This window comes from Enterococcus sp. LJL120 (assembly GCF_054871765.1).
Map to the genome: position 1 here is coordinate 151,847 of NZ_JBTXLV010000001.1, position 21,054 is coordinate 172,900.

The following is a 21,054-nucleotide window of genomic DNA, read 5'->3' on the forward strand; positions in this document are numbered from 1 at the left end:
ACCAGCTTTTAAGCTTGGTTGTCACATTTTTGACAATCATTCTAAAATTGCGATAGAGGGAGAGCTGTCCTTGCCAGGACGGTTCTACCTATCAAAAAATATTAACTTAAAAACCTAGGGGGAACAAATTAAAATGGCAAAAGAAAAATTCGACCGTTCTAAACCACACGTTAACATTGGTACTATCGGACACGTTGACCATGGTAAAACAACTCTTACAGCAGCAATCACAACTGTTTTAGCTAAAAAAGGCGGAGCAGAAGCGATGGCTTACGATCAAATCGATGGCGCTCCTGAAGAACGCGAACGCGGAATCACTATCTCAACTGCTCACGTTGAATACGAAACTGACGCACGTCACTATGCTCACGTTGACTGCCCAGGACACGCGGACTACGTTAAAAACATGATTACTGGTGCTGCACAAATGGACGGCGCGATCTTAGTAGTATCTGCTGCTGATGGTCCTATGCCTCAAACTCGTGAACACATCTTGTTATCTCGTAACGTTGGTGTACCTTACATCGTTGTTTTCTTGAACAAAGTTGATATGGTTGATGACGAAGAGTTATTAGAATTAGTTGAAATGGAAGTTCGTGACTTATTGTCTGAATATGACTTCCCAGGTGATGACACTCCAGTTGTTGCTGGTTCTGCTTTGAAAGCTTTAGAAGGCGACGCTTCTTACGAAGAAAAAATCTTAGAATTAATGGCTGCAGTTGACGAATACATCCCAACTCCAGTTCGTGATACTGACAAACCTTTCATGATGCCAGTCGAAGATGTATTCTCAATCACTGGTCGTGGAACTGTTGCAACTGGTCGTGTTGAACGTGGACAAGTTCGCGTTGGTGACGAAGTTGAAATCGTTGGTATTGCTGAAGAAACAGCTAAAACTACTGTAACAGGTGTTGAAATGTTCCGTAAACTGTTGGATTACGCTGAAGCTGGCGACAACATTGGTGCATTATTACGTGGGGTTGCTCGTGAAGACATCCAACGTGGTCAAGTATTAGCTAAATCTGGTACAATCACACCTCATACAAAATTCTCTGCTGAAGTTTACGTTTTATCAAAAGAAGAAGGCGGACGTCACACTCCATTCTTCACTAACTACCGTCCTCAGTTCTACTTCCGTACAACTGACGTAACTGGTGTAGTTGAATTGCCAGAAGGTACTGAAATGGTAATGCCTGGTGATAACGTAACTATGGAAGTTGAATTAATCCACCCAATCGCTATCGAAGACGGAACTCGTTTCTCTATTCGTGAAGGCGGACGGACTGTTGGTTCAGGCGTTGTAACTACAATCAAAGCTTAATTCATTTTAAGTTGAACCTTTAAAGCAACATTGTGATCGGACGTATGCGTCAGAATTTATCCCCGGGATAGATTCTGACGCTTTTTTTATAGTAAAAGGAGGAAATGAAGATGCGACTGGTTCCATTATCGATCGAAAAGTTTCCAGAACTACTGGCATTTGAAAAAGAAAATCGAAATTTTTTTCGTCAGCATATCCCAGATCGTGGGGATGACTATTTTTTACCAGAAGCATTTCAACAACGAAATGAGGCATTGCTGATGGAACAAGATAACCGGCGATCTTTCTTCTATTTAATTTTAAATGAAGCTGACAAGGTAATTGGAAGGATAAATTTAACAGATTGCAATTGGCAGCAACAAAGTGCTGAACTAGGGTATCGCATTGGTGAAGCCAGCCTTGGGAAAGGCATGGCAACGCAGGCAGTTGAATTGATTTCAATTGAGGCGCAGACTTTAGGCTTAAAAAAAATCCTAGCTTATACTACCAATAACAATCTTGCCTCACAAAAAGTCTTAACTAAAACTGGCTTTCAATGTACACATCAAGATTCTGAAACATTTTCATTTTTGGATGAGGAAGTCTTCTTCGTCTATTTCGGGAAAATGATTTAATAATTGACAACCTGACTGGGCGCATATGGATGCCGTGAAAGGTTTTATAGAATCTTTTTTACCCGCCGGTTGTTTTCAAAAATATAAGTCCCACTTTGTTGAAACTTGACTAATAAAAACTAAATCAGACTGGATTATCAGTTCTAATGGAATCAGACAATCTCACAAGCTGCTCTTAAAGGCAGCTATGAATCACTCTTTGTGCAGATGTTAGAAACGCCATCACAAATGGAAGATTGCTGAAAGATTCTGTAGAACTTATAGTGCGGTCTTTTTGTATACAACAAATTAAGATTTAGTTTTTTGCAGTTAAGAATCAATTAACATTTAGTTAAGAGCTGATTTAGGAAGACTTGATATGATGTTCTTGTAAACAAGGAGGAGTTAAAAATGGAAACTATCTTAAATCTATCGGGTGTAAATAAAAAATTTGGCAAGCAGCTGGCTCTGCAGGATATCACTATGACAATTCGTAAAGGTGATATTTATGGCTTGGTTGGTCGTAATGGTGCGGGGAAGACGACCTTACTTAAAACTATCGTGCGGATGATTCAGCCGAGTAGTGGCAACATTCAATTGTTTGGTAATCAAAACGAAAAAGAGTATATCAAAGAGCTGAAGCGGGTAGGGAATATTATTGAAACACCAGTCGCCTATGACCAGCTGACGGCCGAGCAAAATTTGAAATATTACTGCAAAATTAACGGGGTCATTGAAAAAGATGCAGTTGCCAAAGCGTTGAAATTCGTTGATTTAGAGGATACCGGCAAAAAGAAATATAAAAACTTCTCTCTAGGGATGAAGCAAAAGCTGGGTTTAGCAATTGCCCTATTAAATAAACCAGATTTTCTGATTTTGGATGAACCAATTAATGGTTTGGACCCGGTGGCGATTGTCGAGTTTCGGGAGCTTTTACTAAAGCTCAACCGAGAGGAAGGCATGACGATTTTGATTTCTAGTCATATCCTAGAGGAATTGTATCAAGTAGCTACCCGTTTTGGTTTTATCAAAGATGGCTTGCTAGTGCAGGAGATGACCAAAGACGAATTTGATTTGAAGGCCCAAGCCTTTATTAAAATTGAAGTTGACGATGTTAAAAAAGCTTTGCAGACTTTGGGGCAAATGGCGATTGAGGATTGTAAGGTTGTCGGACAACATCAGCTTAATGTTTATCAACTGGAAACACCGATTCGCCAAATCGTGCGGGAATTGACGATGGCGGACTTGGCAATTGATGGCATTTCCCTTGAGGGCGAAAGCTTAGAAACTTACTTTAAAGAATTAGTGATGAATTAGGAGAGTGGAAAATATGTTTAATTTTATTCGTGGGGATTTTTATCGGTTGTTGCACACTAAGAGTTTTTGGATTACCGAAGCAGTGGTCTTTGTTTTTACTTTAATCGCTATTTTTTCAATGTCGACTGTCACAATGGTCACGGTCAACGGCGAATCTGCGACTAGCGGGAACTCTGTTTCAAGTATTACCGGCTTTACGGCAATTCAATTGAGTCTGACTTCAATGTTACTTTACTTCATGCTTCCTTTGATCATTTTAGTATTGGGTAGTGAGTATTCTAAAGGAACGCTGAAAAATATCGTGACTGTCGGCGTTTCCCGCACTAGCTTCTTCTTTGGGAAATTTATCAGCTTTATGACGGTTTTATTCGCTCAAATCTTAGGGATTATGGCAGTCAGCTTTGTTGTCGGCACCATCGTTGGTGGAGCCGGCTTTGAAAATGGTGAACAAGTTGCAACCCTTGTCTACTATATGTTTGGACTCTTGTTAATGTTAGCAGCTATCTCTTCTTTAATCATTATCGTTCTTTACCTAACAAAGAACACGGCTGTCTGTATTATTCTAGCAATCATTTTGCCAACGATTATCAATACGGTGCACATCTTTAAACAAGACTGGAAAATCTTGGATTTTATCGACTTCCAAGGGGGAATGGATAGCTTGGTCAGCGGAACTTTGAGTAACTTTAGTGATATGCTGCCAGCTTTTGCAGGTTCAATTATTACAATGGTGCTATGCTTAAGTCTTTCCAATCGGATTTTCAATAAGCAGGATTTATAAAATAAAATGGCGAGAACGAATCATTGTTCTCGCCATTTTATTGAGCTTTTTTGGGAAAAACAATTGTAACTTTAAAGCTTTCAGCCTGTGCTTGAAGGGTCATTTTTCCCGATAAGCGCACTACCAGTTCCTTCACAATAAAAAGACCAAGCCCAGAGTTTTGGCTTTGACGGGACAAATCCTCTGTGTAAAAGCGTTCTGTTAATTTTTCAGGATGAAGAATTGGCGTGGCTAAATGATTTTCTGCAGTTAACATTAGTTGATTTCCGCTTTCTTTTAGCTGTAGTGAGGCAGCCTCAGTCCCGTGATTTAAAATATTTCCTAAAATATTTTGAAAAATCCGCCGCAATAGCTTACTATCAGTAATCAAGTTAAGCTCAGGTTGAATATCAACGGTCATCTCAATATCTACCTCCACAAAGGATTGGTAGAGATTCAGTAGTTCTTCTTGCAATAAACGAGAAACATTCACTTCGGCAAATGTCGGCTGGATTTGATCTTCAATGAGCCGTTGATAATTGAGGAGCTGTTCTAAATGTTGCTCCACTGTGCCTAAATTCGTTGAGATTTTTCTCAGCAGCTCCTGTTGCTTTTCTGTTGCCTGAGCATCCTTTTCCAAGAGCTGCACATAGCCTCCCGCCACCGTCAAAGGGGTTCGCAGGTCATGGGAAATATTATGGATTGCTTGTTCTAACTGCTTTGTCTCGTTGACCAGCTGATGGCGTGCTTGTTTATGATTACGAATCATTTGATTATTCAATAAAACAATCTGCTGAAAAGAGCGCAGACGGGAATGGGTTTTTAATTCCAAATTGGTCTCGTTTTCAATAATGATAGCCAATTGATCACGGTATTTTTTTAATTCTGATAAGACTACTGCTAGAATCGCCAATAAGATTAGGGCAATTGCTGTCATCAACCACAGCATCGAATTTCCTCCTTTTGAAGTTTTTAAAAGGACTAGGCAAGTTTGACACCAATGCCCCAAACAGTTGCAATATAGGGCTCAGTATCATCCAATTGCTTAATTTTTTTTCGCAGATTGCTGATGTGGACATTGATGGTGTTTTCATCCCCATAATAGGCCTCGCCCCAAATCTCTTCATAGAGCATTTCTTTCGTGTAAACTTTTTTTGGATGTTTCAATAAGAGAGTGAAAATTTCAAACTCTTTCTTTTTAAGGGCCACGACTGTTTCGTCTTTTTTCAGTTCAAAGGTATCTGGTAACAGAGTCAAATTTTTGTAGCAGTGACTAGTTTCCGCTTCTTCTGCAGGGACAGCCACTTGATTTCGCAATTGCACGATAATTCTAGCCTTCAACTCATCAATATTAAAAGGCTTGGTCAGATAATCATTGGCCCCAGCCAGTAAAAGTTGAGAGATTTCCTGCTGATCTGTTAAGGCCGTCAGAAAAATAACCGGTATTTGCGAATGATTGCGAATCTCTGCCAAGACTTCGCTGCCGTCTTTTCCCGGCAGCATCCGATCCAGCAAAACTAAATCAAACTCATCTTGTTGAAAATACAGCAAGCCTTCAGTCCCTGAGTAGGCCGGTTGAACATGGTAGTCATCCGCTAAAATCGTAGCCAGCATTTCATTTAATTCATTATTGTCTTCAATCACTAGTATTTTTTTCATTTGCGCCAACCTTTTTCAACCATTTTGATTAACATTTTAGCACGAAATACACCAATACCACATTCTAAAAAGTGAAATATTTTCCATTTGAATAATTATTTAAAAATACTGGATATTTAAGTTTTTTTATGTATAATAATGTATAAACAAACAAATAAAGAGGTAGAAATTATGAATTCGATTTTTCAAGGAAAAAGTTTTTTAGCTGAAAAAGATTTTAGCCAAGCGGAATTGTTGTACTTGATTGATTTTGGGCTGCATTTAAAAGAATTGAAACAAAAAAATATTCCCCACCAATATTTAGCAGGGAAAAATATTGCATTATTATTTGAAAAGACATCGACACGAACCCGGGCCGCTTTTACGGTTGCAGCCAATGACTTAGGCGCCCATCCGGAATTTTTAGGTGCACAGGATATTCAACTAGGTAAAAAAGAATCCGTTGCCGACACCGCTCAGGTTTTAGGTAGCATGTTTGATGGAATTGAGTTTCGCGGCTTCAACCAGCAAGTTGTCGAGGACTTAGCGAAATATTCTGGAGTGCCGGTCTGGAATGGCCTAACTGATCTGTGGCATCCGACTCAGATGATTGCTGACTTCATGACGGTGAAAGAGAATTTTGGTAGTCTAACTGATATTACTTTTGCTTATGTCGGAGACGGGCGTAACAATATGGCAAATAGTCTTTTAGTGACTGGCGCCATTTTAGGTGTTCACATGCGGATTGTTTCACCCCAATCCCTCCAACCAGCTAAAGAAATTGTTGAACTAGCCCAAGGGTTTGCAAAAGATTCTGGGGCCCAGCTGTTGATTACTGACGATATTCAAGCGGGTGTCAAAGGGGCTAACGTTTTGTATACCGATGTTTGGGTGTCAATGGGGGAAGAAGATAAATTCGCTGAACGGATTGAAGCACTGCAGCCTTATCAAATTAACAGTGAGATGGTGGCGGCAACTGGCAATCAAGGAGGCAAATTGATTATTTTGCATTGTCTGCCCGCCTTCCATGATACGCAAACTGAGTATGGCCAGAAAATTTTTAAAGATTTTGGCCTGACTGAGATGGAAATCACTGATGAGGTTTTCAACAGTCCTTTTGCTAAACAGTTTGAACAGGCTGAAAATCGGATGCATTCGATTAAAGCGATTATGGCGGCGACCTTAGGAAATTTATTTATTCCAAAAGTTTAAAACTAAAAAAGCTGTTTCCTATAAAATTCTTTACCAATAACCTTTGTTGTTGGCAAAAGGATTTCTAAATAGGAAACAGCTTTTTATTGAGACATTCATGGGTTAAAAGGCGTTGCTGCGTAATTTATAATGGAAAAGCTAATTCACAGGCAACTGCCCCGTAAGGAGGTGTTGTGTGTTGAAATTAGTTTTTACACTGGTCCTCTGTCCGATTGTAACTGGTGTTATCGTCGGAATAGTGAATTCACTATTCGATTATTGGTTAACTAATCGTAAAGATGACTAAGCAGTTGCTGGATTAACCCATGCGCCAGTAGTGTCGCCACTGGTGAAAAGTAAAGCCCTACTCCTCCACGAGTAGGGCTTTCATGTTGTGCTCATTAGTTTTTACACGTCGCAACTTAAATATAGCATAGTTTTCCCCATTTTTCAACGATCTAAAGGGAAGGTAGCTCAACTAACGTAAGATTTCAATGCATCATAGAGTTAAATTGAATGAGAGGTTTGTAGTATAATCAAAGCAATGAATCTATAGATATCAGCTAGATATTAATAGCGAGGTGATAAATAATGCGGCAAGTATATTTTATACGACATTCTATTCGTGATAGCCGGGTGCACTCTGAAAATGCCCCTTTGACAAAAGAGGGGACTAAGCTGGCTGAAAAGCTAGTGCCACTGTTTTCTGAAGTTGTCATTCAACACATTTATACAAGTCCTTACGAACGGGCGCAAGCCACAGTTCGACCGCTAGCATCCTATTATAATCTGCCAATCACTGAAAATACAGCTTTGCAGGAACGAGCAATCGGCTCTTGGTTAACTGATTTTGACGGCTTCACCGCTGCCCAATGGCAAGACTTTTCTTATAAATTAACTGGAGGGGAATCTTTGGCTGAAGTGACTCTACGCATGAGCCAGATTTTTTCAGAAATTCTGGCGACTTCTTCTGGTAATATTATAATAGCTGGACATGGGACTGCTTTAGCCTGTCTGTTTAAAGAAATCACCGGCGGAAAATTTGGCTATCAAGATTTTAAGCAGCTCCAGATGCCTGATGTCTTTTTAGGGGAGTTCTCAGATACAGGAAAATTGCTTAATTTTTCCGCTAGTTTATTAGCGAATGAGTCATCTAAATAAGTAAAATTTTTGGTAATCCTAGTTGCTTTTACAGTGACTGTATCCCAAAAATTAATTTGACAGCTCGTCGGGATTTTGTGGAAATTTTTAGTCCCTCTTTTGAATCAAGAATTACGACCTTTTTCCCTAGCCAAATTCTGAGATAGCAGGAAACAAATTTTAATTCACCGACAAAGCCCTTCATTTCCTCTTCGCTGCCGTCAGCTTGCTCGATTTCTGTCCGGCACCACCAAGTATTACCAAAGCCAATTTCATAATATTTTTTCATCTGGCAACCTCTTCTGATCATTAAAAAGTACTTGTTTGCCCTCTTCATAAACAAGTTTCTTCTATTATAATAGAGAAGATCGTTATTCAGCGTAAAAATCACTGAGAATTTTTTTATCTACGAAGGAATAAAAACTCATTTATACAGGTGTGTTTTTTTGAGACAACTCGAAGTTTAATTAAAAGACTATTTTAAAAGTGTTCATGCAAGTTTAAAAAAAGTTTCTCCTCTTATATATATTCATGGTGTACTAAAGAGAATCCAAGGTTTTGAAAATGCTTGTAAATCCTGGCTTTTTCTGAAAAAAATACTTGCTTTGAAGCTTTTTCTATAATATAATGACAAAGGCGCTGTTTACAGGTATGTACTCAGCACTGGCAGGATAAAAATAATTCTGCCGGCTTTGAAACGAGAGGTTGCGACACGCCCGGGCGCTTTGCCACGAACGTGCTTGTCGGAGATTTTCGTGGAGCTATGTCTACTTTTCAAAATAGGCGAAGGAGGGAACAAGATGGCAAAACAAAAAATTCGTATCCGTTTAAAAGCGTATGAACACCGTATTTTAGACCAATCAGCGGATAAAATCGTGGAAACTGCAAAAAGAACTGGAGCTAGCGTGTCTGGTCCAATTCCATTACCAACTGAACGCAGTCTTTACACAGTTATTCGTGCGACTCATAAATACAAAGATTCACGCGAACAATTCGAAATGCGTACTCACAAGCGTCTGATTGACATTGTGAATCCTACACCAAAAACTGTCGATGCTTTAATGAAGCTTGACTTACCATCTGGTGTAAACATTGAAATCAAACTATAAAAATCTAATTAAGATGGAGGTGTACTCATGACCAAAGGAATCTTAGGGAAAAAAGTGGGGATGACCCAAATCTTTACTGAATCTGGTGAACTTATTCCAGTAACTGTAGTGGAAGCTACGCCTAACGTTGTATTACAACTGAAGACAATGGAAAATGACGGCTACGAAGCTGTTCAAGTTGGTTACCAAGATTTACGTGAAGTATTGGCAAACAAACCTGCGAAAGGTCATGTTGCAAAAGCAAACACGGCTCCTAAGCGCTTCATTCGAGAATTCAAAGATGTTGAGCTAGGAGAATATGAAGTAGGAAAAGAAGTTAAGGTAGATATTTTCCAAGCAGGAGATATCGTTGATGTGACAGGTACGTCAAAAGGTAAAGGATTCCAAGGTGCTATTAAACGCCACGGCCAAAGCCGCGGACCAATGGCTCACGGTTCTCGTTATCATCGTCGTCCTGGGTCAATGGGTCCAGTTGCACCTAACCGTGTATTCAAAAATAAAAAGCTTGCTGGTCGGATGGGCGGCCAACGCATTACAATCCAAAACTTGGAAATTGTCCGCGTTGACTTAGACCGTAACGTTATCCTTATTAAAGGAAATGTTCCAGGAGCTAAAAAATCTTTAATCACAATCAAACAAGCTGTGAAAGCTAAATAATTTAAGTAGAGGAAGGAGGAACTAAGGAATGCCGAATGTAGCATTATTCAAACAAGATGGTAGCCAAAATGGCGAAATCACATTAAATGAAGAAATCTTCGGAATCGAACCTAATGAAAGTGTTGTCTACGATGCCATCATCATGCAACGCGCTTCATTAAGACAAGGAACACACGCTGTTAAAAATCGCAGTGCCGTTCGTGGCGGTGGTCGCAAACCATGGCGTCAAAAAGGAACTGGCCGTGCTCGTCAAGGTTCAATCCGTTCACCACAATGGCGTGGAGGTGGCGTAGTCTTCGGACCAACACCACGTTCTTACAGCTACAAACTTCCTAAAAAAGTTCGTCGTTTAGCAATGAAATCTGTATTATCAGAAAAAGTTGCTGCAAATAATTTGGTAGCAGTTGAAGGATTAGCCTTCGAAGCACCAAAAACAAAAGAATTCAAAGAAGTATTAGCTAAATTAGCTATTGACTCTAAAGTATTGGTAGTTGTTGAAACTGACAATGACTTTGCTGCTTTATCAGCTCGTAACTTACCAAATGTTTCTGTTGTCTTCTCTGACAACATTAGCGTTTTAGATGTAGTCTCTAGCGATAAAATGTTAGCAACGCAAACTGCTCTTACTCAAATTGAGGAGGTGCTTGCATAATGAACTTATTAGACGTAATCAAACGCCCGGTTATCACTGAAAAATCTATGCTTGCCATGGACGAAAAGAAATACACTTTTGAAGTGGATACCCGCGCTAACAAAACTTTAGTGAAACAAGCTGTTGAAGCTGCCTTTGACGGAGTAAAAGTTGCCAACGTAAACATTATCAACGTGCATCCTAAATTCAAACGGATGGGCAAATACGCTGGTTATACTAGAAAACGTCGGAAAGCAGTCATTACTTTAACTGCTGATTCAAAAGAAATCCAAATTTTCGAAGCTGAATAAGCTGATTGACTAATTTACTATATAGGAGGGAATAAGACGTGGCGATTAAAAAGTACAAACCTACGACAAACGGCCGTCGTAACATGACAGGTTCTGATTTTGCTGAAATCACAACTTCAACACCTGAAAAAACATTGTTACATCCTTTGAAAAACAATGCCGGTCGTAACAACAACGGACGTATTACTGTTCGTCATCAAGGTGGCGGCCACAAGCGCCAATACCGCATGATTGACTTCAAACGTAATAAAGATAACGTTGTCGCACATGTTAAAACAATCGAGTATGATCCAAATCGTTCTGCTAACATCGCGTTAGTTCATTACGAAGATGGAGTGAAAGCATACATCTTAGCACCTAAAGGATTAGAAGTGGGCATGACTGTGGTATCTGGACCAGAAGCCGATATCAAAGTAGGAAACGCACTTCCATTAGAAAATATCCCAGTGGGTACTGTGATTCACAACATTGAAATGAAACCTGGTAAAGGCGGACAATTGATTCGTTCAGCTGGAACAAGTGCTCAAGTACTTGGTAAAGAAGGCAAATACGTATTAATCCGTTTGAACTCTGGTGAAGTTCGCATGATCTTGGCAGCAGCTAGAGCAACAATTGGTTCTGTCGGTAACGAACAACATGAATTAATCAATATCGGTAAAGCGGGTCGCTCTCGTTGGATGCGTAAACGTCCAACTGTACGTGGTAGCGTAATGAACCCTAACGATCACCCACACGGTGGTGGTGAAGGTAAAGCGCCAATCGGACGGAAAGCACCAGTTTCACCTTGGGGCCAACCAGCTCTTGGTTACAAAACCCGTAATAAAAAAGCTGCTTCTGACAAACTTATCGTTCGTCGTCGCAAAGCTAAATAATCTATTTGACCATGTGTTTCAAATTTTGAGAGGAGGTTCACCATGGGTCGTAGTTTGAAAAAAGGACCTTTCGCTGATGAGCATTTAATGAAGAAAGTTGAAGCTCAAGCAGGTGCTGAAAAGAAAAAAGTTATTAGAACTTGGTCTCGTCGTTCAACAATTTTTCCAAGTTTTGTAGGCTACACTATCGCTGTTTATGATGGACGTAAACACGTACCAGTTTACATCCAAGAAGACATGGTAGGACATAAATTAGGTGAATTTGCACCAACTAGAACTTATCGCGGTCACGCGGCTGACGATAAGAAAACTAGACGCTAATTTTGAGGGGAGGAAACAGTCTAATGGCAGAACAAATCACATCAGCAAAAGCAACTGCTAAAACAGTTCGCACTTCACCTCGTAAAGCACGTCTAGTAATTGACCTTATCAGAGGGAAAAGCGTAGCGGATGCAATTTCAATTTTGAAATTCACCCCTAACAAATCAGCGGGAATCATCGAAAAAGTTTTGATGTCCGCAGTTGCTAACGCAGAAAATAACTTCGACTTAGATGTCGAAAACTTAGTGGTATCTGAAGCATTTGTCAACGAAGGCGCAACTATGAAACGGTTCCGTCCACGTGCCAAAGGTTCAGCATCACCAATCAACAAACGTACAAGTCATATTACAGTTGTTGTATCCGAAAAATAAGGAGGGATAATCAGTGGGTCAAAAAGTACATCCAATTGGAATGCGTGTAGGCATCATCCGTGATTGGGATGCAAAATGGTATGCTGAAAAAGAGTATGCTGAGTTCTTACACGAAGATTTAAGAATCCGTAAATTTATCGCTACTAAACTTGCTGATGCCGCTGTGTCAACCGTTGAAATCGAACGCGCTGCAAATCGCGTAAACATTTCAATCCACACAGCTAAGCCAGGAATGGTTATCGGTAAAGGCGGATCTGAAGTCGAAAACCTAAGAAAAGAATTAAACACATTAACAGGTAAAAGAGTTCATATCAACATCATTGAAATCAAAAAACCTGATTTAGATGCAAAATTAGTCGGCGAAGGCATTGCCCGTCAACTTGAAAGCCGGGTAGCATTCCGTCGTGCCCAAAAACAAGCGATTCAAAGAACTATGCGTTCTGGTGCTAAAGGGATCAAAACTCAAGTTTCTGGTCGTTTGAACGGCGCAGATATCGCTCGTAGCGAAGGCTATTCAGAAGGAACAGTTCCATTGCACACTCTTCGTGCCGATATCGATTATGCTTGGGAAGAAGCAGACACAACATACGGAAAACTAGGAGTTAAAGTGTGGATCTACCGTGGCGAAATCTTGCCAGTTAAAAAGAACACTGAGAAAGGAGGGAATTAATCATGTTAGTACCTAAACGTGTAAAACACCGTCGTGAATTCCGCGGAAAAATGCGTGGGGAAGCTAAAGGTGGTAAAGAAGTATCATTTGGTGAATTCGGCTTACAAGCTGTAGAATCTCACTGGATCACTAACCGCCAAATTGAAGCAGCCCGTATTGCAATGACTCGTTACATGAAACGTGGTGGGAAAGTATGGATTAAAATTTTCCCTCACAAATCTTATACTGCCAAAGCTATTGGGGTACGTATGGGTTCTGGTAAAGGGGCACCTGAAGGTTGGGTATCACCAGTTAAACGTGGCAAAATCATGTTTGAAATCGCTGGCGTACCTGAAGATGTTGCTCGCGAAGCATTACGTCTTGCTTCTCACAAATTACCAGTTAAAACTAAGATCGTAAAACGTGAGGAAATGGGTGGTGAATCGAATGAAGGTTAAAGAAATCAGAGAGTTAACCACTGCCGAAATGCTTGATCAAGAAAAACAATTAAAAGAAGAATTGTTTAATCTAAGATTCCAACTAGCAACAGGTCAATTAGAAAACACTGCACGTATTCAAGAAGTACGTAAATCGATTGCACGCATCAAAACTGTTTTGCGTGAACAAGCTAACTAATTCGGAAGGAGGCCATTACTCGTATGACTGAAAGAAATCAACGCAAAGTTTACCAAGGACGCGTGGTATCTGATAAGATGGACAAAACTATTACAGTTGCTGTCGAAACTAAGAAGAATCACCCAATCTACGGCAAACGCATGAATTACTCTAAAAAATACAAAGTACATGATGAAAACAACACTGCAAAAGTTGGCGACATCGTGCGTATTATGGAAACTCGTCCATTGTCAGCTACCAAACGCTTCCGTTTGTTAGAAGTTGTCGAAGAAGCAGTTATTATCTAATAACCACGAATTTCCTATATTAAGTTTTTCAAAAACTTATTTCCTTGAATGAGAAAGGAGGATTCAACCGTGATCCAACAAGAAAGCCGTTTAAAGGTTGCTGATAATTCAGGCGCTCGTGAAATTCTAACTATTAAAGTGTTAGGCGGTTCAGGACGCAAAACTGCAAATATCGGTGACGTGATTGTTGCTACAGTTAAACAAGCAACGCCAGGTGGTGTTGTCAAAAAAGGTGAAGTCGTTAAAGCCGTAATCGTTCGGACTAAATCAGGCGCTCGTCGTGCTGATGGTTCTTATATTAAATTTGACGAAAATGCTGCAGTTATCATCCGTGATGATAAAAGCCCTCGTGGAACTCGTATCTTCGGACCAGTTGCTCGTGAATTGCGGGAAAACAACTTCATGAAGATCGTTTCCCTTGCACCAGAAGTATTATAATCTGAAGTTTAACCATAAGGAGGTGCGAATCTAACATGTTTGTTAAAAAAGGCGATAAGGTTAAAATTATCACTGGTAAAGACAAAAATAAGGAAGGCGTCGTTTTAGAAGCTTTTCCTAAAAAAGATAAAGTCATCGTTGAAGGCGTCAATGTTGTTAAAAAACATCAAAAACCTTCTCAAGCTGTTGCAGGTGGGATCATTGAAACGGAAGCACCGATTCATGTTTCCAACGTAATGGTCCTAGACGCTAATGGCGTTGCTGGCCGTGTTGGCTACCAAGACGTTGATGGCAAAAAAGTCCGTGTTTCTAAAAAAACCGGTGAAGTATTAGATAAATAATCATAGGAAAGGAGGGCTCTAAGGAATGAACCGCCTTAAAGAAAAGTATCTTAAAGAAGTAACACCATCTTTGATGGAAAAATTTAGCTACAGCTCAGTTATGCAAACACCTAAAGTTGAAAAGATCGTCATCAACATGGGGGTTGGTGATGCGGTATCAAACGCTAAAAATCTTGATAAAGCAGTGGAAGAATTAACTTTAATTTCTGGTCAAAAACCTTTGATCACGAAAGCGAAGAAATCAATCGCTGGCTTCCGTTTACGTGAAGGAATGCCAATCGGTGCCAAAGTTACCCTACGTGGCGAAAGAATGTACGAATTCCTAGATAAATTGGTTTCCGTAGCATTACCACGGGTTCGTGACTTCCACGGTATCAGTAATAAAGCCTTTGACGGCCGGGGAAATTATACTTTAGGTATTAAAGAACAATTAATCTTCCCAGAAGTTGATTATGATTTAGTAGATAAAGTACGCGGTATGGACATCGTTATTGTAACAACAGCTAACACAGATGAAGAATCTCGTGAGTTGTTAACACAATTAGGCATGCCATTCCAAAAATAATTATAGGAGGCGAACTACATGGCTAAAAAATCAATGATTGCAAAAAACAAACGCCCTGCAAAATTCTCAACACAAGCATACACTCGTTGCGAACGTTGCGGACGTCCACATTCTGTTTATCGTAAATTCCACCTATGTCGTATTTGCTTCCGCGAACTTGCCTATAAAGGACAAATTCCCGGCGTGAAGAAAGCTAGCTGGTAAAAACAACTTACAACTCGCAAGAAGGAGGTAAATCACTCAATGGTCATGACAGATCCAATTGCAGATTTCTTAACTCGCATTCGTAATGCCAACATGGTAAAACACGAATCATTAGAAGTACCTGCATCAAAAATTAAACATGATATCGCTGAAATCTTGAAAAACGAAGGTTTCATCCGCGATGTGGAATATATTGAAGATGACAAACAAGGCGTGATCCGCGTATTTCTTAAATATGGTAGAAACGACGAACGGGTTATCACTAACTTGAAACGTATCTCAAAACCAGGTTTGCGTGCTTACGTTAAATCTAACGAAGTACCAAAAGTCTTAAACGGCTTAGGAATCGCAATCCTATCGACTTCTGAAGGTGTTATCACTGATAAAGAAGCTAGAGCCAAAAATATTGGCGGCGAAGTTTTAGCTTACGTATGGTAATTTAATTTTACAAACAAGGAGGTGCCCTAAGTGAGCCGTATTGGTAATAAAGTAGTAGTCTTGCCTGCTGGAGTTGAAGTAACTCAAAAAGGTAATGACGTCACTGTTAAAGGACCTAAAGGTGAATTAACTCGTCCATTTTCTTCTGATATTACAATGAATATCGAAGGCAGCGAAGTTACATTTACTCGTCCAAACGATAGCAAAGAAATGAAAACTATTCACGGTACAAGCCGTGCAAACTTCAATAACATGGTTGTTGGTGTTTCCGAAGGCTTCCAAAAAGCCCTTGAATTAATCGGGGTTGGTTACCGTGCTCAATTGCAAGGAACAAAACTTGTCTTGAACGTTGGTTACTCTCATCCTGTTGAAATCACTCCACCTGCTGGCGTAACAGTTGAAGTACCTGCCAACACACAAGTTATTGTGAAAGGCATTAATAAAGAAGATGTTGGCGAATTAGCTGCAAACATTCGTGGCGTTCGTCCGCCAGAACCTTATAAAGGCAAAGGTATTCGTTATGTTGGCGAATATGTTCGTCGTAAAGAAGGTAAAACTGGTAAATAATAGCAGTTTATTAATAAATTGCGGGAGTCTTCTGAAGCTTGTCAGCTTTCAGAGGCTACCCAAAGCGGCTTAGGCTAGCTTATTTCAAGAGGTGAAAATTGTGATTACAAAACCAGACAAGAATAAAACACGTCAAAAGAGACATCAACGTGTCCGCAACAAAATTTCTGGTACTGCTGAGTGCCCACGCTTGAACGTTTTCCGTTCTAACAAAAACATCTACGCGCAAGTAATTGATGACGTAGCGGGTGTGACGCTAGCAAGTGCCTCAGCCTTAGAAAAAGAAATTTCAGGTGATACTAAAACTGAACAAGCGGCTGCTGTCGGCAAATTAGTTGCTGAACGTGCTGCTGCCAAAGGTGTAAAACAAGTAGTCTTTGACCGTGGTGGATACCTTTACCATGGCCGTGTAGCAGCTTTAGCTGAAGCAGCTCGCGAAAATGGACTAGAATTTTAGGAAGAAGGAGGAATACCATTCATGGTTTATATCGATCCAAAACATTTGGAATTAGAAGACCGCGTAGTTGCGATTAACCGCGTAACTAAAGTTGTTAAAGGTGGACGTCGTTTACGTTTTGCTGCTTTAGTTGTTGTCGGAGATAAAAACGGACATGTTGGCTTTGGTACTGGTAAAGCTCAAGAAGTTCCTGAAGCTATCCGTAAAGCAATTGAAGACGCGAAGAAAAACTTAGTTGAAGTACCTATGGTTGGTTCAACTATCCCTCACGAAGTTATCGGTGTCTTCGGCGGCGGCCGCATTTTAATGAAGCCTGCTGTAGAAGGTTCTGGAGTGGCAGCTGGTGGACCAGTTCGTGCCGTCCTTGAGTTAGCTGGGGTAGCAGATATCACATCTAAATCATTAGGTTCTAACACACCAATCAACGTTGTTCGCGCAACAATTGATGGTTTAAAACAATTAAAACGGGCAGAAGAAGTTGCGCAATTGCGTGGCAAATCTGTTGAGGAATTAATCGGTTAAGGAGGACAAAGTAATGGCTGAATTAAAAATTACATTAAAACGCAGTGTTATTGGACGTCCTCAAAACCAACGTGATACAGTGAAAGCTTTAGGCTTAGGTAAAATCAACAGCACGGTTGTTAAACCAGCTAACGATGCTATCAAAGGCATGGTAAATACTGTTTCACATTTAGTGGACGTTGAAGAAGTCTAAAAATATTTAGATGATTAAGGAGGTGCCAATTAATGAAACTTCATGAATTACAACCTGCAGAAGGTTCTCGTAAAGTGCGTAACCGTGTTGGTCGCGGAACTTCATCAGGTAATGGTAAAACTGCCGGCCGTGGACAAAAAGGGCAAAAAGCTCGTTCAGGTGGCGGTGTGAGACTTGGTTTTGAAGGGGGACAAACTCCTTTATTCCGTCGTTTGCCAAAACGTGGATTTACTAATGTTAATCGTAAGGAATATGCAGTTATTAACTTAGATGTGTTAAACCGCTTTGAGGATGGTGCTGAAGTTACACCAGTTGCTTTGGTGGAAGCTGGAATCGTGAAAAACGAAAAAGCCGGCATTAAAGTCTTAGCTAATGGTGAATTAACTAAAAAACTTACTGTTAAAGCAGCTAAATTCTCTGAAGCAGCTAAACAAGCAATTGAAGCTGCTGGTGGTTCTATCGAGGTGATCTAATATGATCAAACTCTTGAGAGACGGATTTAAAGTTAAAGATATTCGTAACAAAATATTCTTTACTTTATTTATTCTAATCGTATTTCGAATTGGAGCCCATATTACCGTTCCTGGTGTCAACGCTAGTCGTTTACAGGAAATTGCTGATCTGCCCTTCTTGAGTATGTTAAGTTTGACGAGTGGTGGTGCGTTGCAACAATATTCAGTCTTCGCTATGGGTGTTTCCCCATATATCACTTCATCAATCGTTATTCAATTATTGCAGATGGACATTGTTCCCAAATTTGTGGAATGGTCCAAGCAAGGGGAAGTCGGTCGTCGTAAATTAAATCAGATGACCCGCTATCTTACGTTAATTATCGGTTTTGCGCAATCGCTGACCTTGACCATCGGTTTGAACTCGTTGACGTCATTTGGCGTTACTACTTCAACCAATTGGGAAACATATGTCACAATCGGGTTAATCCTGACTGCTGGTACAATGTTTGTCACTTGGATGGGGGAACAAATCACCGAAAAAGGTATTGGTAATGGCGTATCGATGATTATCTTTGCGGGAATTATCTCACGTTTGCCAGAGAGTATTAAAGAAATTTACAATGAATACTTTGTAAATATCGACCAATCAAAAATCTGGCAAAGCGCAATTTTTATCGCTTTGATTTTAGTTGCTGTGTTAATTATCGTGACCATCGTAACCTATGTACAGCAAGCGGAATACAAAATTCCAATTCAATATACCAAACGGGTTGCTGGAGCACCAACTAGCAGTTATCTACCATTAAAAGTAAATGCTGCCGGCGTTATCCCAGTAATCTTCGCCAGTTCATTTGTGACTTTACCTGGTACGCTTTTACAAGCGTTCGGAAATTCCTTTAGCGATGCTGGCTGGTACGATATCGTTTCACAAATCTTCAATTATCAAACGGTACCCGGCGCTATTCTTTACACAGTATTGATTGTTGCCTTTACATTCTTCTATGCATTTGTCCAAGTCAACCCTGAGAAATTAGCTGAAAACTTGCAAAAACAAGGCAGCTATATTCCTAGCGTGCGACCTGGTAAAGGTACTGAAGAATATGTATCTAGTTTGTTAATGCGTTTAAGTACGGTCGGCTCAGTCTTCTTAGGCTTAGTAGCCTTGTTACCAATCATTGCTTCGATGTTGTGGGATCTTCCTTCATCAATCGGACTTGGGGGAACAAGTTTACTAATCATTATCGGAGTTGCGTTAGATAGTGCTAAACAATTAGAAGGTTTATTGTTGAAACGCAAGTACGTCGGCTTTATCAACTAATCAGTTACCGAGAATTTCTCGCTGCCTAAACACATGATGGGAGAATCTTCTCCCAGAGGGTGTTGCGGAGGTTAGTTGAAGGCCAAGACATTCACTGCAGAGACTTTGCTGATTGGTTAAACAATCAGCCAAAGGAATGAAGGAGGAGCACTGATGAATCTCATTTTAATGGGACTGCCTGGAGCTGGTAAAGGAACTCAGGCTGAAAAAATTATTGATGCTTATGGGATTCCGCAAATCTCGACTGGCGATATGTTCCGAGCTGCAATCAAAAATGAAACGACTCTTGGATTACAGGCAAAAGCGTTTATGGACAAAGGCGATTTGGTTCCTGATGAAGTAACCAACGGCATTGTTAAAGAACGTTTAGCTGAAGATGATACCAAAAATGGTTTCCTTTTAGATGGCTTTCCCCGGACTATCGACCAAGCAAAAGCATTAGATCAAATGCTAAAAGACTTAAACAAAAAAATCGACGGCGTCATTGAAATTCATGTCGCAGAAGATATTTTAGTTGAACGTTTGGCAGGTCGCTATATCTGTCGTAATTGTGGGGCGACTTATCATAAGATTTTTAACCCGACAAAAGTCGAAGATACCTGCGATCGTTGCGGTGGGCATGAGTTTTTCCAACGGGAAGACGACAAACCTGAAACTGTTAAAAACCGCTTAGCTGTTAATATTGAAAGTAGCGCACCAATCTTGGCTTACTATCAAGAGCTAGGCTTATTACAAACAATTGATGGGAACCGTCCAATTGATGACGTATTTGCAGATGTCAAACATATCATTGACAAATAGCCCAGCTAGCCCGCAACCGACTTGCGTTTGGTTTCTCTTGTCAAATGTAGCGGTCTATGATAGAATATGTCAGTCCGACTTCTAGTCAAATAGAAGTAGTCAAGTTGAAAATGTAGGTGGGAGCAGCTGTTTCCGCCGTTTTATCGTGTAAATCACGAAACAAGTACAAGGAGGTACTATGCGTGGCAAAAGATGATATGATTGAAATCGAAGGTACAGTCGTCGAAACTTTGCCGAATGCAATGTTTAAAGTGGAATTGGAAAATGGACACGAAGTACTCGCTCACGTATCAGGCAAAATTCGGATGCACTACATTCGTATTTTACCCGGTGACAAGGTGACAGTTGAACTGTCTCCTTATGATCTGAGTCGTGGCCGGATTACCTACCGCTTCAAATAATTGTACTCCGTAAAACCACAGGAGGTATTATCATGAAAGTAAGACCATCAGTAAAACCGATGTGTGAACATTGTAAAGTAATTCGTCGTAATGGACGGGTTATGGTGATTTGCTCAGCAAATCCAAAACACAAACAACGTCAAGGATAATGGAGGTGTCATAAAGTATGGCTCGTATTGCAGGAGTAGATATTCCTCGTGATAAACGCGTAGTAATTTCCCTTACTTATATTTTTGGGATTGGTAACACTACTGCGAAAAAAGTATTGGCTAATGCTGGTGTTTCTGAAGACGTTCGCGTTAGAGATTTAACTAACGAACAAACAGATGCTATCCGTGCAGAAGTTGATAAATTAAAAGTTGAAGGTGATCTTCGTCGTGAAGTGAACTTAAACATCAAACGATTGATGGAAATCGGTTCTTACCGTGGGATTCGTCACCGTCGTGGATTACCAACTCGTGGACAAAACACGAAAAATAATGCACGTACTCGTAAAGGCCCAGCTCGTACAGTAGCAGGTAAGAAAAAATAATTCTTAAGTAAAGGAGGCCAA

The 21,054-nt window shown here is 40.2% G+C and carries 35 protein-coding genes; 32 read left to right on the plus strand and 3 right to left on the minus strand.

Annotation, left to right across the window (positions count from 1 at the left end; genetic code table 11):
• Positions 1-133 precede the first annotated feature (133 nt).
• The 4 genes from tuf (at position 134) to ACYSNU_RS00725 (ending at position 4,012) form a co-directional block, all read left to right on the plus strand.
• Positions 134-1,321, plus strand: a complete 1,188-nt coding sequence (tuf, locus tag ACYSNU_RS00710; RefSeq protein WP_265455940.1) for an elongation factor Tu — start codon at positions 134-136, stop codon at positions 1,319-1,321.
• A gap of 110 nt (positions 1,322-1,431) precedes the next feature.
• Complete coding sequence (locus tag ACYSNU_RS00715) at positions 1,432-1,935, plus strand: GNAT family N-acetyltransferase (protein WP_461735336.1); 504 nt, start codon at positions 1,432-1,434, stop codon at positions 1,933-1,935.
• 390 nt (positions 1,936-2,325) lie between these two features.
• On the plus strand, positions 2,326-3,231 hold the full coding sequence (locus tag ACYSNU_RS00720; RefSeq protein WP_461735337.1) for an ABC transporter ATP-binding protein: 906 nt from the start codon (positions 2,326-2,328) through the stop codon (positions 3,229-3,231).
• Between the two features lie 13 nt (positions 3,232-3,244).
• Positions 3,245-4,012 carry an ABC transporter permease gene (locus ACYSNU_RS00725; RefSeq protein ID WP_461735338.1) on the plus strand — a complete coding sequence of 256 codons (768 nt, stop codon included), beginning with the start codon at positions 3,245-3,247 and terminating at the stop codon, positions 4,010-4,012.
• A 37-nt stretch (positions 4,013-4,049) separates the two neighbouring features.
• On the opposite strand, the gene ACYSNU_RS00730 is transcribed toward ACYSNU_RS00725, so the two are convergent.
• Together ACYSNU_RS00730 and ACYSNU_RS00735 are read right to left on the minus strand one after the other, a co-directional pair.
• The gene (locus ACYSNU_RS00730) at positions 4,050-4,940 is read right to left on the minus strand and encodes a sensor histidine kinase (RefSeq protein ID WP_461735339.1); all 891 of its coding nucleotides are present in this window, start codon (positions 4,938-4,940) and stop codon (positions 4,050-4,052) included.
• Between the two features lie 32 nt (positions 4,941-4,972).
• Entirely contained in the window at positions 4,973-5,650 is a 678-nt protein-coding gene (locus ACYSNU_RS00735; protein ID WP_461735340.1) for a response regulator transcription factor, read from the minus strand.
• A gap of 171 nt (positions 5,651-5,821) precedes the next feature.
• On the opposite strand from ACYSNU_RS00735, the gene argF reads away from it, so the two are divergent.
• Together argF and ACYSNU_RS00745 are read left to right on the plus strand one after the other, a co-directional pair.
• Positions 5,822-6,841, plus strand: coding sequence for an ornithine carbamoyltransferase (argF, locus tag ACYSNU_RS00740; protein ID WP_461735341.1), 1,020 nt, complete (start codon positions 5,822-5,824; stop codon positions 6,839-6,841).
• Positions 6,842-7,411: 570 nt separating this feature from the next.
• Positions 7,412-7,981 (plus strand): histidine phosphatase family protein, encoded by a 570-nt coding sequence (locus ACYSNU_RS00745; protein ID WP_461735342.1) that lies wholly within the window; start codon positions 7,412-7,414, stop codon positions 7,979-7,981.
• Between the two features lie 28 nt (positions 7,982-8,009).
• Here ACYSNU_RS00745 and ACYSNU_RS00750 read toward each other — a convergent pair whose 3' ends face one another.
• The gene (locus tag ACYSNU_RS00750) at positions 8,010-8,249 is read right to left on the minus strand and encodes a DUF3977 family protein (protein ID WP_461735343.1); all 240 of its coding nucleotides are present in this window, start codon (positions 8,247-8,249) and stop codon (positions 8,010-8,012) included.
• A gap of 511 nt (positions 8,250-8,760) precedes the next feature.
• On the opposite strand from ACYSNU_RS00750, the gene rpsJ reads away from it, so the two are divergent.
• The 26 genes from rpsJ to rpsM all read left to right on the plus strand — a co-directional run bounded on the left by rpsJ (position 8,761) and on the right by rpsM (position 21,033).
• Positions 8,761-9,069 carry a 30S ribosomal protein S10 gene (rpsJ, locus tag ACYSNU_RS00755; RefSeq protein WP_005880808.1) on the plus strand — a complete coding sequence of 103 codons (309 nt, stop codon included), beginning with the start codon at positions 8,761-8,763 and terminating at the stop codon, positions 9,067-9,069.
• A gap of 27 nt (positions 9,070-9,096) precedes the next feature.
• Positions 9,097-9,726 carry a 50S ribosomal protein L3 gene (rplC, locus tag ACYSNU_RS00760; protein WP_265455923.1) on the plus strand — a complete coding sequence of 210 codons (630 nt, stop codon included), beginning with the start codon at positions 9,097-9,099 and terminating at the stop codon, positions 9,724-9,726.
• Positions 9,727-9,754: 28 nt separating this feature from the next.
• Entirely contained in the window at positions 9,755-10,378 is a 624-nt protein-coding gene (gene rplD / locus ACYSNU_RS00765; protein ID WP_265455921.1) for a 50S ribosomal protein L4, read from the plus strand.
• Positions 10,378-10,668 carry a 50S ribosomal protein L23 gene (locus tag ACYSNU_RS00770; protein ID WP_265455920.1) on the plus strand — a complete coding sequence of 97 codons (291 nt, stop codon included), beginning with the start codon at positions 10,378-10,380 and terminating at the stop codon, positions 10,666-10,668. The genes rplD and ACYSNU_RS00770 overlap by 1 nt, the downstream gene beginning before the upstream one ends.
• 38 nt (positions 10,669-10,706) lie before the next feature.
• A complete protein-coding gene (gene rplB / locus ACYSNU_RS00775) occupies positions 10,707-11,540 on the plus strand; it encodes a 50S ribosomal protein L2 (protein WP_461735344.1) in 834 nt (277 codons plus the stop codon).
• Positions 11,541-11,582: 42 nt separating this feature from the next.
• Positions 11,583-11,861, plus strand: coding sequence for a 30S ribosomal protein S19 (gene rpsS / locus ACYSNU_RS00780; RefSeq protein WP_265455917.1), 279 nt, complete (start codon positions 11,583-11,585; stop codon positions 11,859-11,861).
• A 23-nt stretch (positions 11,862-11,884) separates the two neighbouring features.
• Positions 11,885-12,232, plus strand: coding sequence for a 50S ribosomal protein L22 (rplV, locus tag ACYSNU_RS00785; protein WP_265455916.1), 348 nt, complete (start codon positions 11,885-11,887; stop codon positions 12,230-12,232).
• A gap of 13 nt (positions 12,233-12,245) precedes the next feature.
• Complete coding sequence (rpsC, locus tag ACYSNU_RS00790; RefSeq protein ID WP_265455914.1) at positions 12,246-12,902, plus strand: 30S ribosomal protein S3; 657 nt, start codon at positions 12,246-12,248, stop codon at positions 12,900-12,902.
• Between the two features lie 2 nt (positions 12,903-12,904).
• The gene (gene rplP / locus ACYSNU_RS00795; protein WP_461735345.1) at positions 12,905-13,339 is read left to right on the plus strand and encodes a 50S ribosomal protein L16; all 435 of its coding nucleotides are present in this window, start codon (positions 12,905-12,907) and stop codon (positions 13,337-13,339) included.
• On the plus strand, positions 13,329-13,517 hold the full coding sequence (gene rpmC / locus ACYSNU_RS00800) for a 50S ribosomal protein L29 (protein ID WP_265455911.1): 189 nt from the start codon (positions 13,329-13,331) through the stop codon (positions 13,515-13,517). Before rplP ends, rpmC begins: the two co-directional genes overlap by 11 nt.
• Before the next feature lie 23 nt (positions 13,518-13,540).
• A complete protein-coding gene (rpsQ, locus tag ACYSNU_RS00805; protein WP_265455910.1) occupies positions 13,541-13,804 on the plus strand; it encodes a 30S ribosomal protein S17 in 264 nt (87 codons plus the stop codon).
• Positions 13,805-13,873: 69 nt separating this feature from the next.
• Positions 13,874-14,242, plus strand: a complete 369-nt coding sequence (gene rplN, locus ACYSNU_RS00810; RefSeq protein WP_461735346.1) for a 50S ribosomal protein L14 — start codon at positions 13,874-13,876, stop codon at positions 14,240-14,242.
• Between the two features lie 35 nt (positions 14,243-14,277).
• Complete coding sequence (gene rplX, locus ACYSNU_RS00815) at positions 14,278-14,583, plus strand: 50S ribosomal protein L24 (RefSeq protein WP_461735347.1); 306 nt, start codon at positions 14,278-14,280, stop codon at positions 14,581-14,583.
• A 25-nt stretch (positions 14,584-14,608) separates the two neighbouring features.
• Positions 14,609-15,148 carry a 50S ribosomal protein L5 gene (gene rplE, locus ACYSNU_RS00820; protein ID WP_265455905.1) on the plus strand — a complete coding sequence of 180 codons (540 nt, stop codon included), beginning with the start codon at positions 14,609-14,611 and terminating at the stop codon, positions 15,146-15,148.
• Between the two features lie 18 nt (positions 15,149-15,166).
• A complete protein-coding gene (locus tag ACYSNU_RS00825) occupies positions 15,167-15,352 on the plus strand; it encodes a type Z 30S ribosomal protein S14 (RefSeq protein ID WP_002288673.1) in 186 nt (61 codons plus the stop codon).
• Between the two features lie 39 nt (positions 15,353-15,391).
• Complete coding sequence (gene rpsH, locus ACYSNU_RS00830; RefSeq protein WP_265455903.1) at positions 15,392-15,790, plus strand: 30S ribosomal protein S8; 399 nt, start codon at positions 15,392-15,394, stop codon at positions 15,788-15,790.
• A gap of 30 nt (positions 15,791-15,820) precedes the next feature.
• On the plus strand, positions 15,821-16,357 hold the full coding sequence (rplF, locus tag ACYSNU_RS00835) for a 50S ribosomal protein L6 (protein ID WP_265455901.1): 537 nt from the start codon (positions 15,821-15,823) through the stop codon (positions 16,355-16,357).
• 100 nt (positions 16,358-16,457) lie between these two features.
• Positions 16,458-16,814 carry a 50S ribosomal protein L18 gene (rplR, locus tag ACYSNU_RS00840; RefSeq protein ID WP_265455899.1) on the plus strand — a complete coding sequence of 119 codons (357 nt, stop codon included), beginning with the start codon at positions 16,458-16,460 and terminating at the stop codon, positions 16,812-16,814.
• Between the two features lie 21 nt (positions 16,815-16,835).
• Positions 16,836-17,336, plus strand: coding sequence for a 30S ribosomal protein S5 (gene rpsE, locus ACYSNU_RS00845; protein WP_265455898.1), 501 nt, complete (start codon positions 16,836-16,838; stop codon positions 17,334-17,336).
• Positions 17,337-17,349: 13 nt separating this feature from the next.
• Positions 17,350-17,529, plus strand: coding sequence for a 50S ribosomal protein L30 (rpmD, locus tag ACYSNU_RS00850; RefSeq protein WP_265455896.1), 180 nt, complete (start codon positions 17,350-17,352; stop codon positions 17,527-17,529).
• A 32-nt stretch (positions 17,530-17,561) separates the two neighbouring features.
• A complete protein-coding gene (rplO, locus tag ACYSNU_RS00855; RefSeq protein WP_265455895.1) occupies positions 17,562-18,002 on the plus strand; it encodes a 50S ribosomal protein L15 in 441 nt (146 codons plus the stop codon).
• A gap of 1 nt (position 18,003) precedes the next feature.
• The gene (secY, locus tag ACYSNU_RS00860; RefSeq protein WP_265455893.1) at positions 18,004-19,299 is read left to right on the plus strand and encodes a preprotein translocase subunit SecY; all 1,296 of its coding nucleotides are present in this window, start codon (positions 18,004-18,006) and stop codon (positions 19,297-19,299) included.
• A 153-nt stretch (positions 19,300-19,452) separates the two neighbouring features.
• Positions 19,453-20,100, plus strand: coding sequence for an adenylate kinase (locus ACYSNU_RS00865; RefSeq protein WP_461735348.1), 648 nt, complete (start codon positions 19,453-19,455; stop codon positions 20,098-20,100).
• A 182-nt stretch (positions 20,101-20,282) separates the two neighbouring features.
• Positions 20,283-20,501, plus strand: a complete 219-nt coding sequence (gene infA / locus ACYSNU_RS00870) for a translation initiation factor IF-1 (RefSeq protein ID WP_010756460.1) — start codon at positions 20,283-20,285, stop codon at positions 20,499-20,501.
• A 32-nt stretch (positions 20,502-20,533) separates the two neighbouring features.
• Complete coding sequence (rpmJ, locus tag ACYSNU_RS00875; protein WP_013773089.1) at positions 20,534-20,650, plus strand: 50S ribosomal protein L36; 117 nt, start codon at positions 20,534-20,536, stop codon at positions 20,648-20,650.
• 17 nt (positions 20,651-20,667) lie between these two features.
• Positions 20,668-21,033: a 30S ribosomal protein S13 gene (gene rpsM, locus ACYSNU_RS00880; RefSeq protein WP_265455884.1), complete on the plus strand. Its 366-nt coding sequence runs from the start codon at positions 20,668-20,670 to the stop codon at positions 21,031-21,033.
• Positions 21,034-21,054 lie beyond the last annotated feature (21 nt).

Excerpts from the sequence above, each read along its gene's own strand:
- tuf (WP_265455940.1), top strand. The coding sequence starts at position 134 with ATGGCAAAAGAAAAATTCGACCGTTCTAAACCACACGTTAACATTGGT.
- ACYSNU_RS00715 (WP_461735336.1), top strand. The coding sequence starts at position 1,432 with ATGCGACTGGTTCCATTATCGATCGAAAAGTTTCCAGAACTACTGGCA.
- ACYSNU_RS00720 (WP_461735337.1), top strand. The coding sequence starts at position 2,326 with ATGGAAACTATCTTAAATCTATCGGGTGTAAATAAAAAATTTGGCAAG.
- ACYSNU_RS00725 (WP_461735338.1), top strand. The coding sequence starts at position 3,245 with ATGTTTAATTTTATTCGTGGGGATTTTTATCGGTTGTTGCACACTAAG.
- ACYSNU_RS00730 (WP_461735339.1), bottom strand. The coding sequence starts at position 4,940 with ATGCTGTGGTTGATGACAGCAATTGCCCTAATCTTATTGGCGATTCTA.
- ACYSNU_RS00735 (WP_461735340.1), bottom strand. The coding sequence starts at position 5,650 with ATGAAAAAAATACTAGTGATTGAAGACAATAATGAATTAAATGAAATG.
- argF (WP_461735341.1), top strand. The coding sequence starts at position 5,822 with ATGAATTCGATTTTTCAAGGAAAAAGTTTTTTAGCTGAAAAAGATTTT.
- ACYSNU_RS00745 (WP_461735342.1), top strand. The coding sequence starts at position 7,412 with ATGCGGCAAGTATATTTTATACGACATTCTATTCGTGATAGCCGGGTG.
- ACYSNU_RS00750 (WP_461735343.1), bottom strand. The coding sequence starts at position 8,249 with ATGAAAAAATATTATGAAATTGGCTTTGGTAATACTTGGTGGTGCCGG.
- rpsJ (WP_005880808.1), top strand. The coding sequence starts at position 8,761 with ATGGCAAAACAAAAAATTCGTATCCGTTTAAAAGCGTATGAACACCGT.
- rplC (WP_265455923.1), top strand. The coding sequence starts at position 9,097 with ATGACCAAAGGAATCTTAGGGAAAAAAGTGGGGATGACCCAAATCTTT.
- rplD (WP_265455921.1), top strand. The coding sequence starts at position 9,755 with ATGCCGAATGTAGCATTATTCAAACAAGATGGTAGCCAAAATGGCGAA.
- ACYSNU_RS00770 (WP_265455920.1), top strand. The coding sequence starts at position 10,378 with ATGAACTTATTAGACGTAATCAAACGCCCGGTTATCACTGAAAAATCT.
- rpsS (WP_265455917.1), top strand. The coding sequence starts at position 11,583 with ATGGGTCGTAGTTTGAAAAAAGGACCTTTCGCTGATGAGCATTTAATG.
- rplV (WP_265455916.1), top strand. The coding sequence starts at position 11,885 with ATGGCAGAACAAATCACATCAGCAAAAGCAACTGCTAAAACAGTTCGC.
- rplP (WP_461735345.1), top strand. The coding sequence starts at position 12,905 with ATGTTAGTACCTAAACGTGTAAAACACCGTCGTGAATTCCGCGGAAAA.
- rpmC (WP_265455911.1), top strand. The coding sequence starts at position 13,329 with ATGAAGGTTAAAGAAATCAGAGAGTTAACCACTGCCGAAATGCTTGAT.
- rpsQ (WP_265455910.1), top strand. The coding sequence starts at position 13,541 with ATGACTGAAAGAAATCAACGCAAAGTTTACCAAGGACGCGTGGTATCT.
- rplX (WP_461735347.1), top strand. The coding sequence starts at position 14,278 with ATGTTTGTTAAAAAAGGCGATAAGGTTAAAATTATCACTGGTAAAGAC.
- rplE (WP_265455905.1), top strand. The coding sequence starts at position 14,609 with ATGAACCGCCTTAAAGAAAAGTATCTTAAAGAAGTAACACCATCTTTG.
- ACYSNU_RS00825 (WP_002288673.1), top strand. The coding sequence starts at position 15,167 with ATGGCTAAAAAATCAATGATTGCAAAAAACAAACGCCCTGCAAAATTC.
- rpsH (WP_265455903.1), top strand. The coding sequence starts at position 15,392 with ATGGTCATGACAGATCCAATTGCAGATTTCTTAACTCGCATTCGTAAT.
- rpsE (WP_265455898.1), top strand. The coding sequence starts at position 16,836 with ATGGTTTATATCGATCCAAAACATTTGGAATTAGAAGACCGCGTAGTT.
- rpmD (WP_265455896.1), top strand. The coding sequence starts at position 17,350 with ATGGCTGAATTAAAAATTACATTAAAACGCAGTGTTATTGGACGTCCT.
- rplO (WP_265455895.1), top strand. The coding sequence starts at position 17,562 with ATGAAACTTCATGAATTACAACCTGCAGAAGGTTCTCGTAAAGTGCGT.
- secY (WP_265455893.1), top strand. The coding sequence starts at position 18,004 with ATGATCAAACTCTTGAGAGACGGATTTAAAGTTAAAGATATTCGTAAC.
- ACYSNU_RS00865 (WP_461735348.1), top strand. The coding sequence starts at position 19,453 with ATGAATCTCATTTTAATGGGACTGCCTGGAGCTGGTAAAGGAACTCAG.
- rpmJ (WP_013773089.1), top strand. The coding sequence starts at position 20,534 with ATGAAAGTAAGACCATCAGTAAAACCGATGTGTGAACATTGTAAAGTA.
- rpsM (WP_265455884.1), top strand. The coding sequence starts at position 20,668 with ATGGCTCGTATTGCAGGAGTAGATATTCCTCGTGATAAACGCGTAGTA.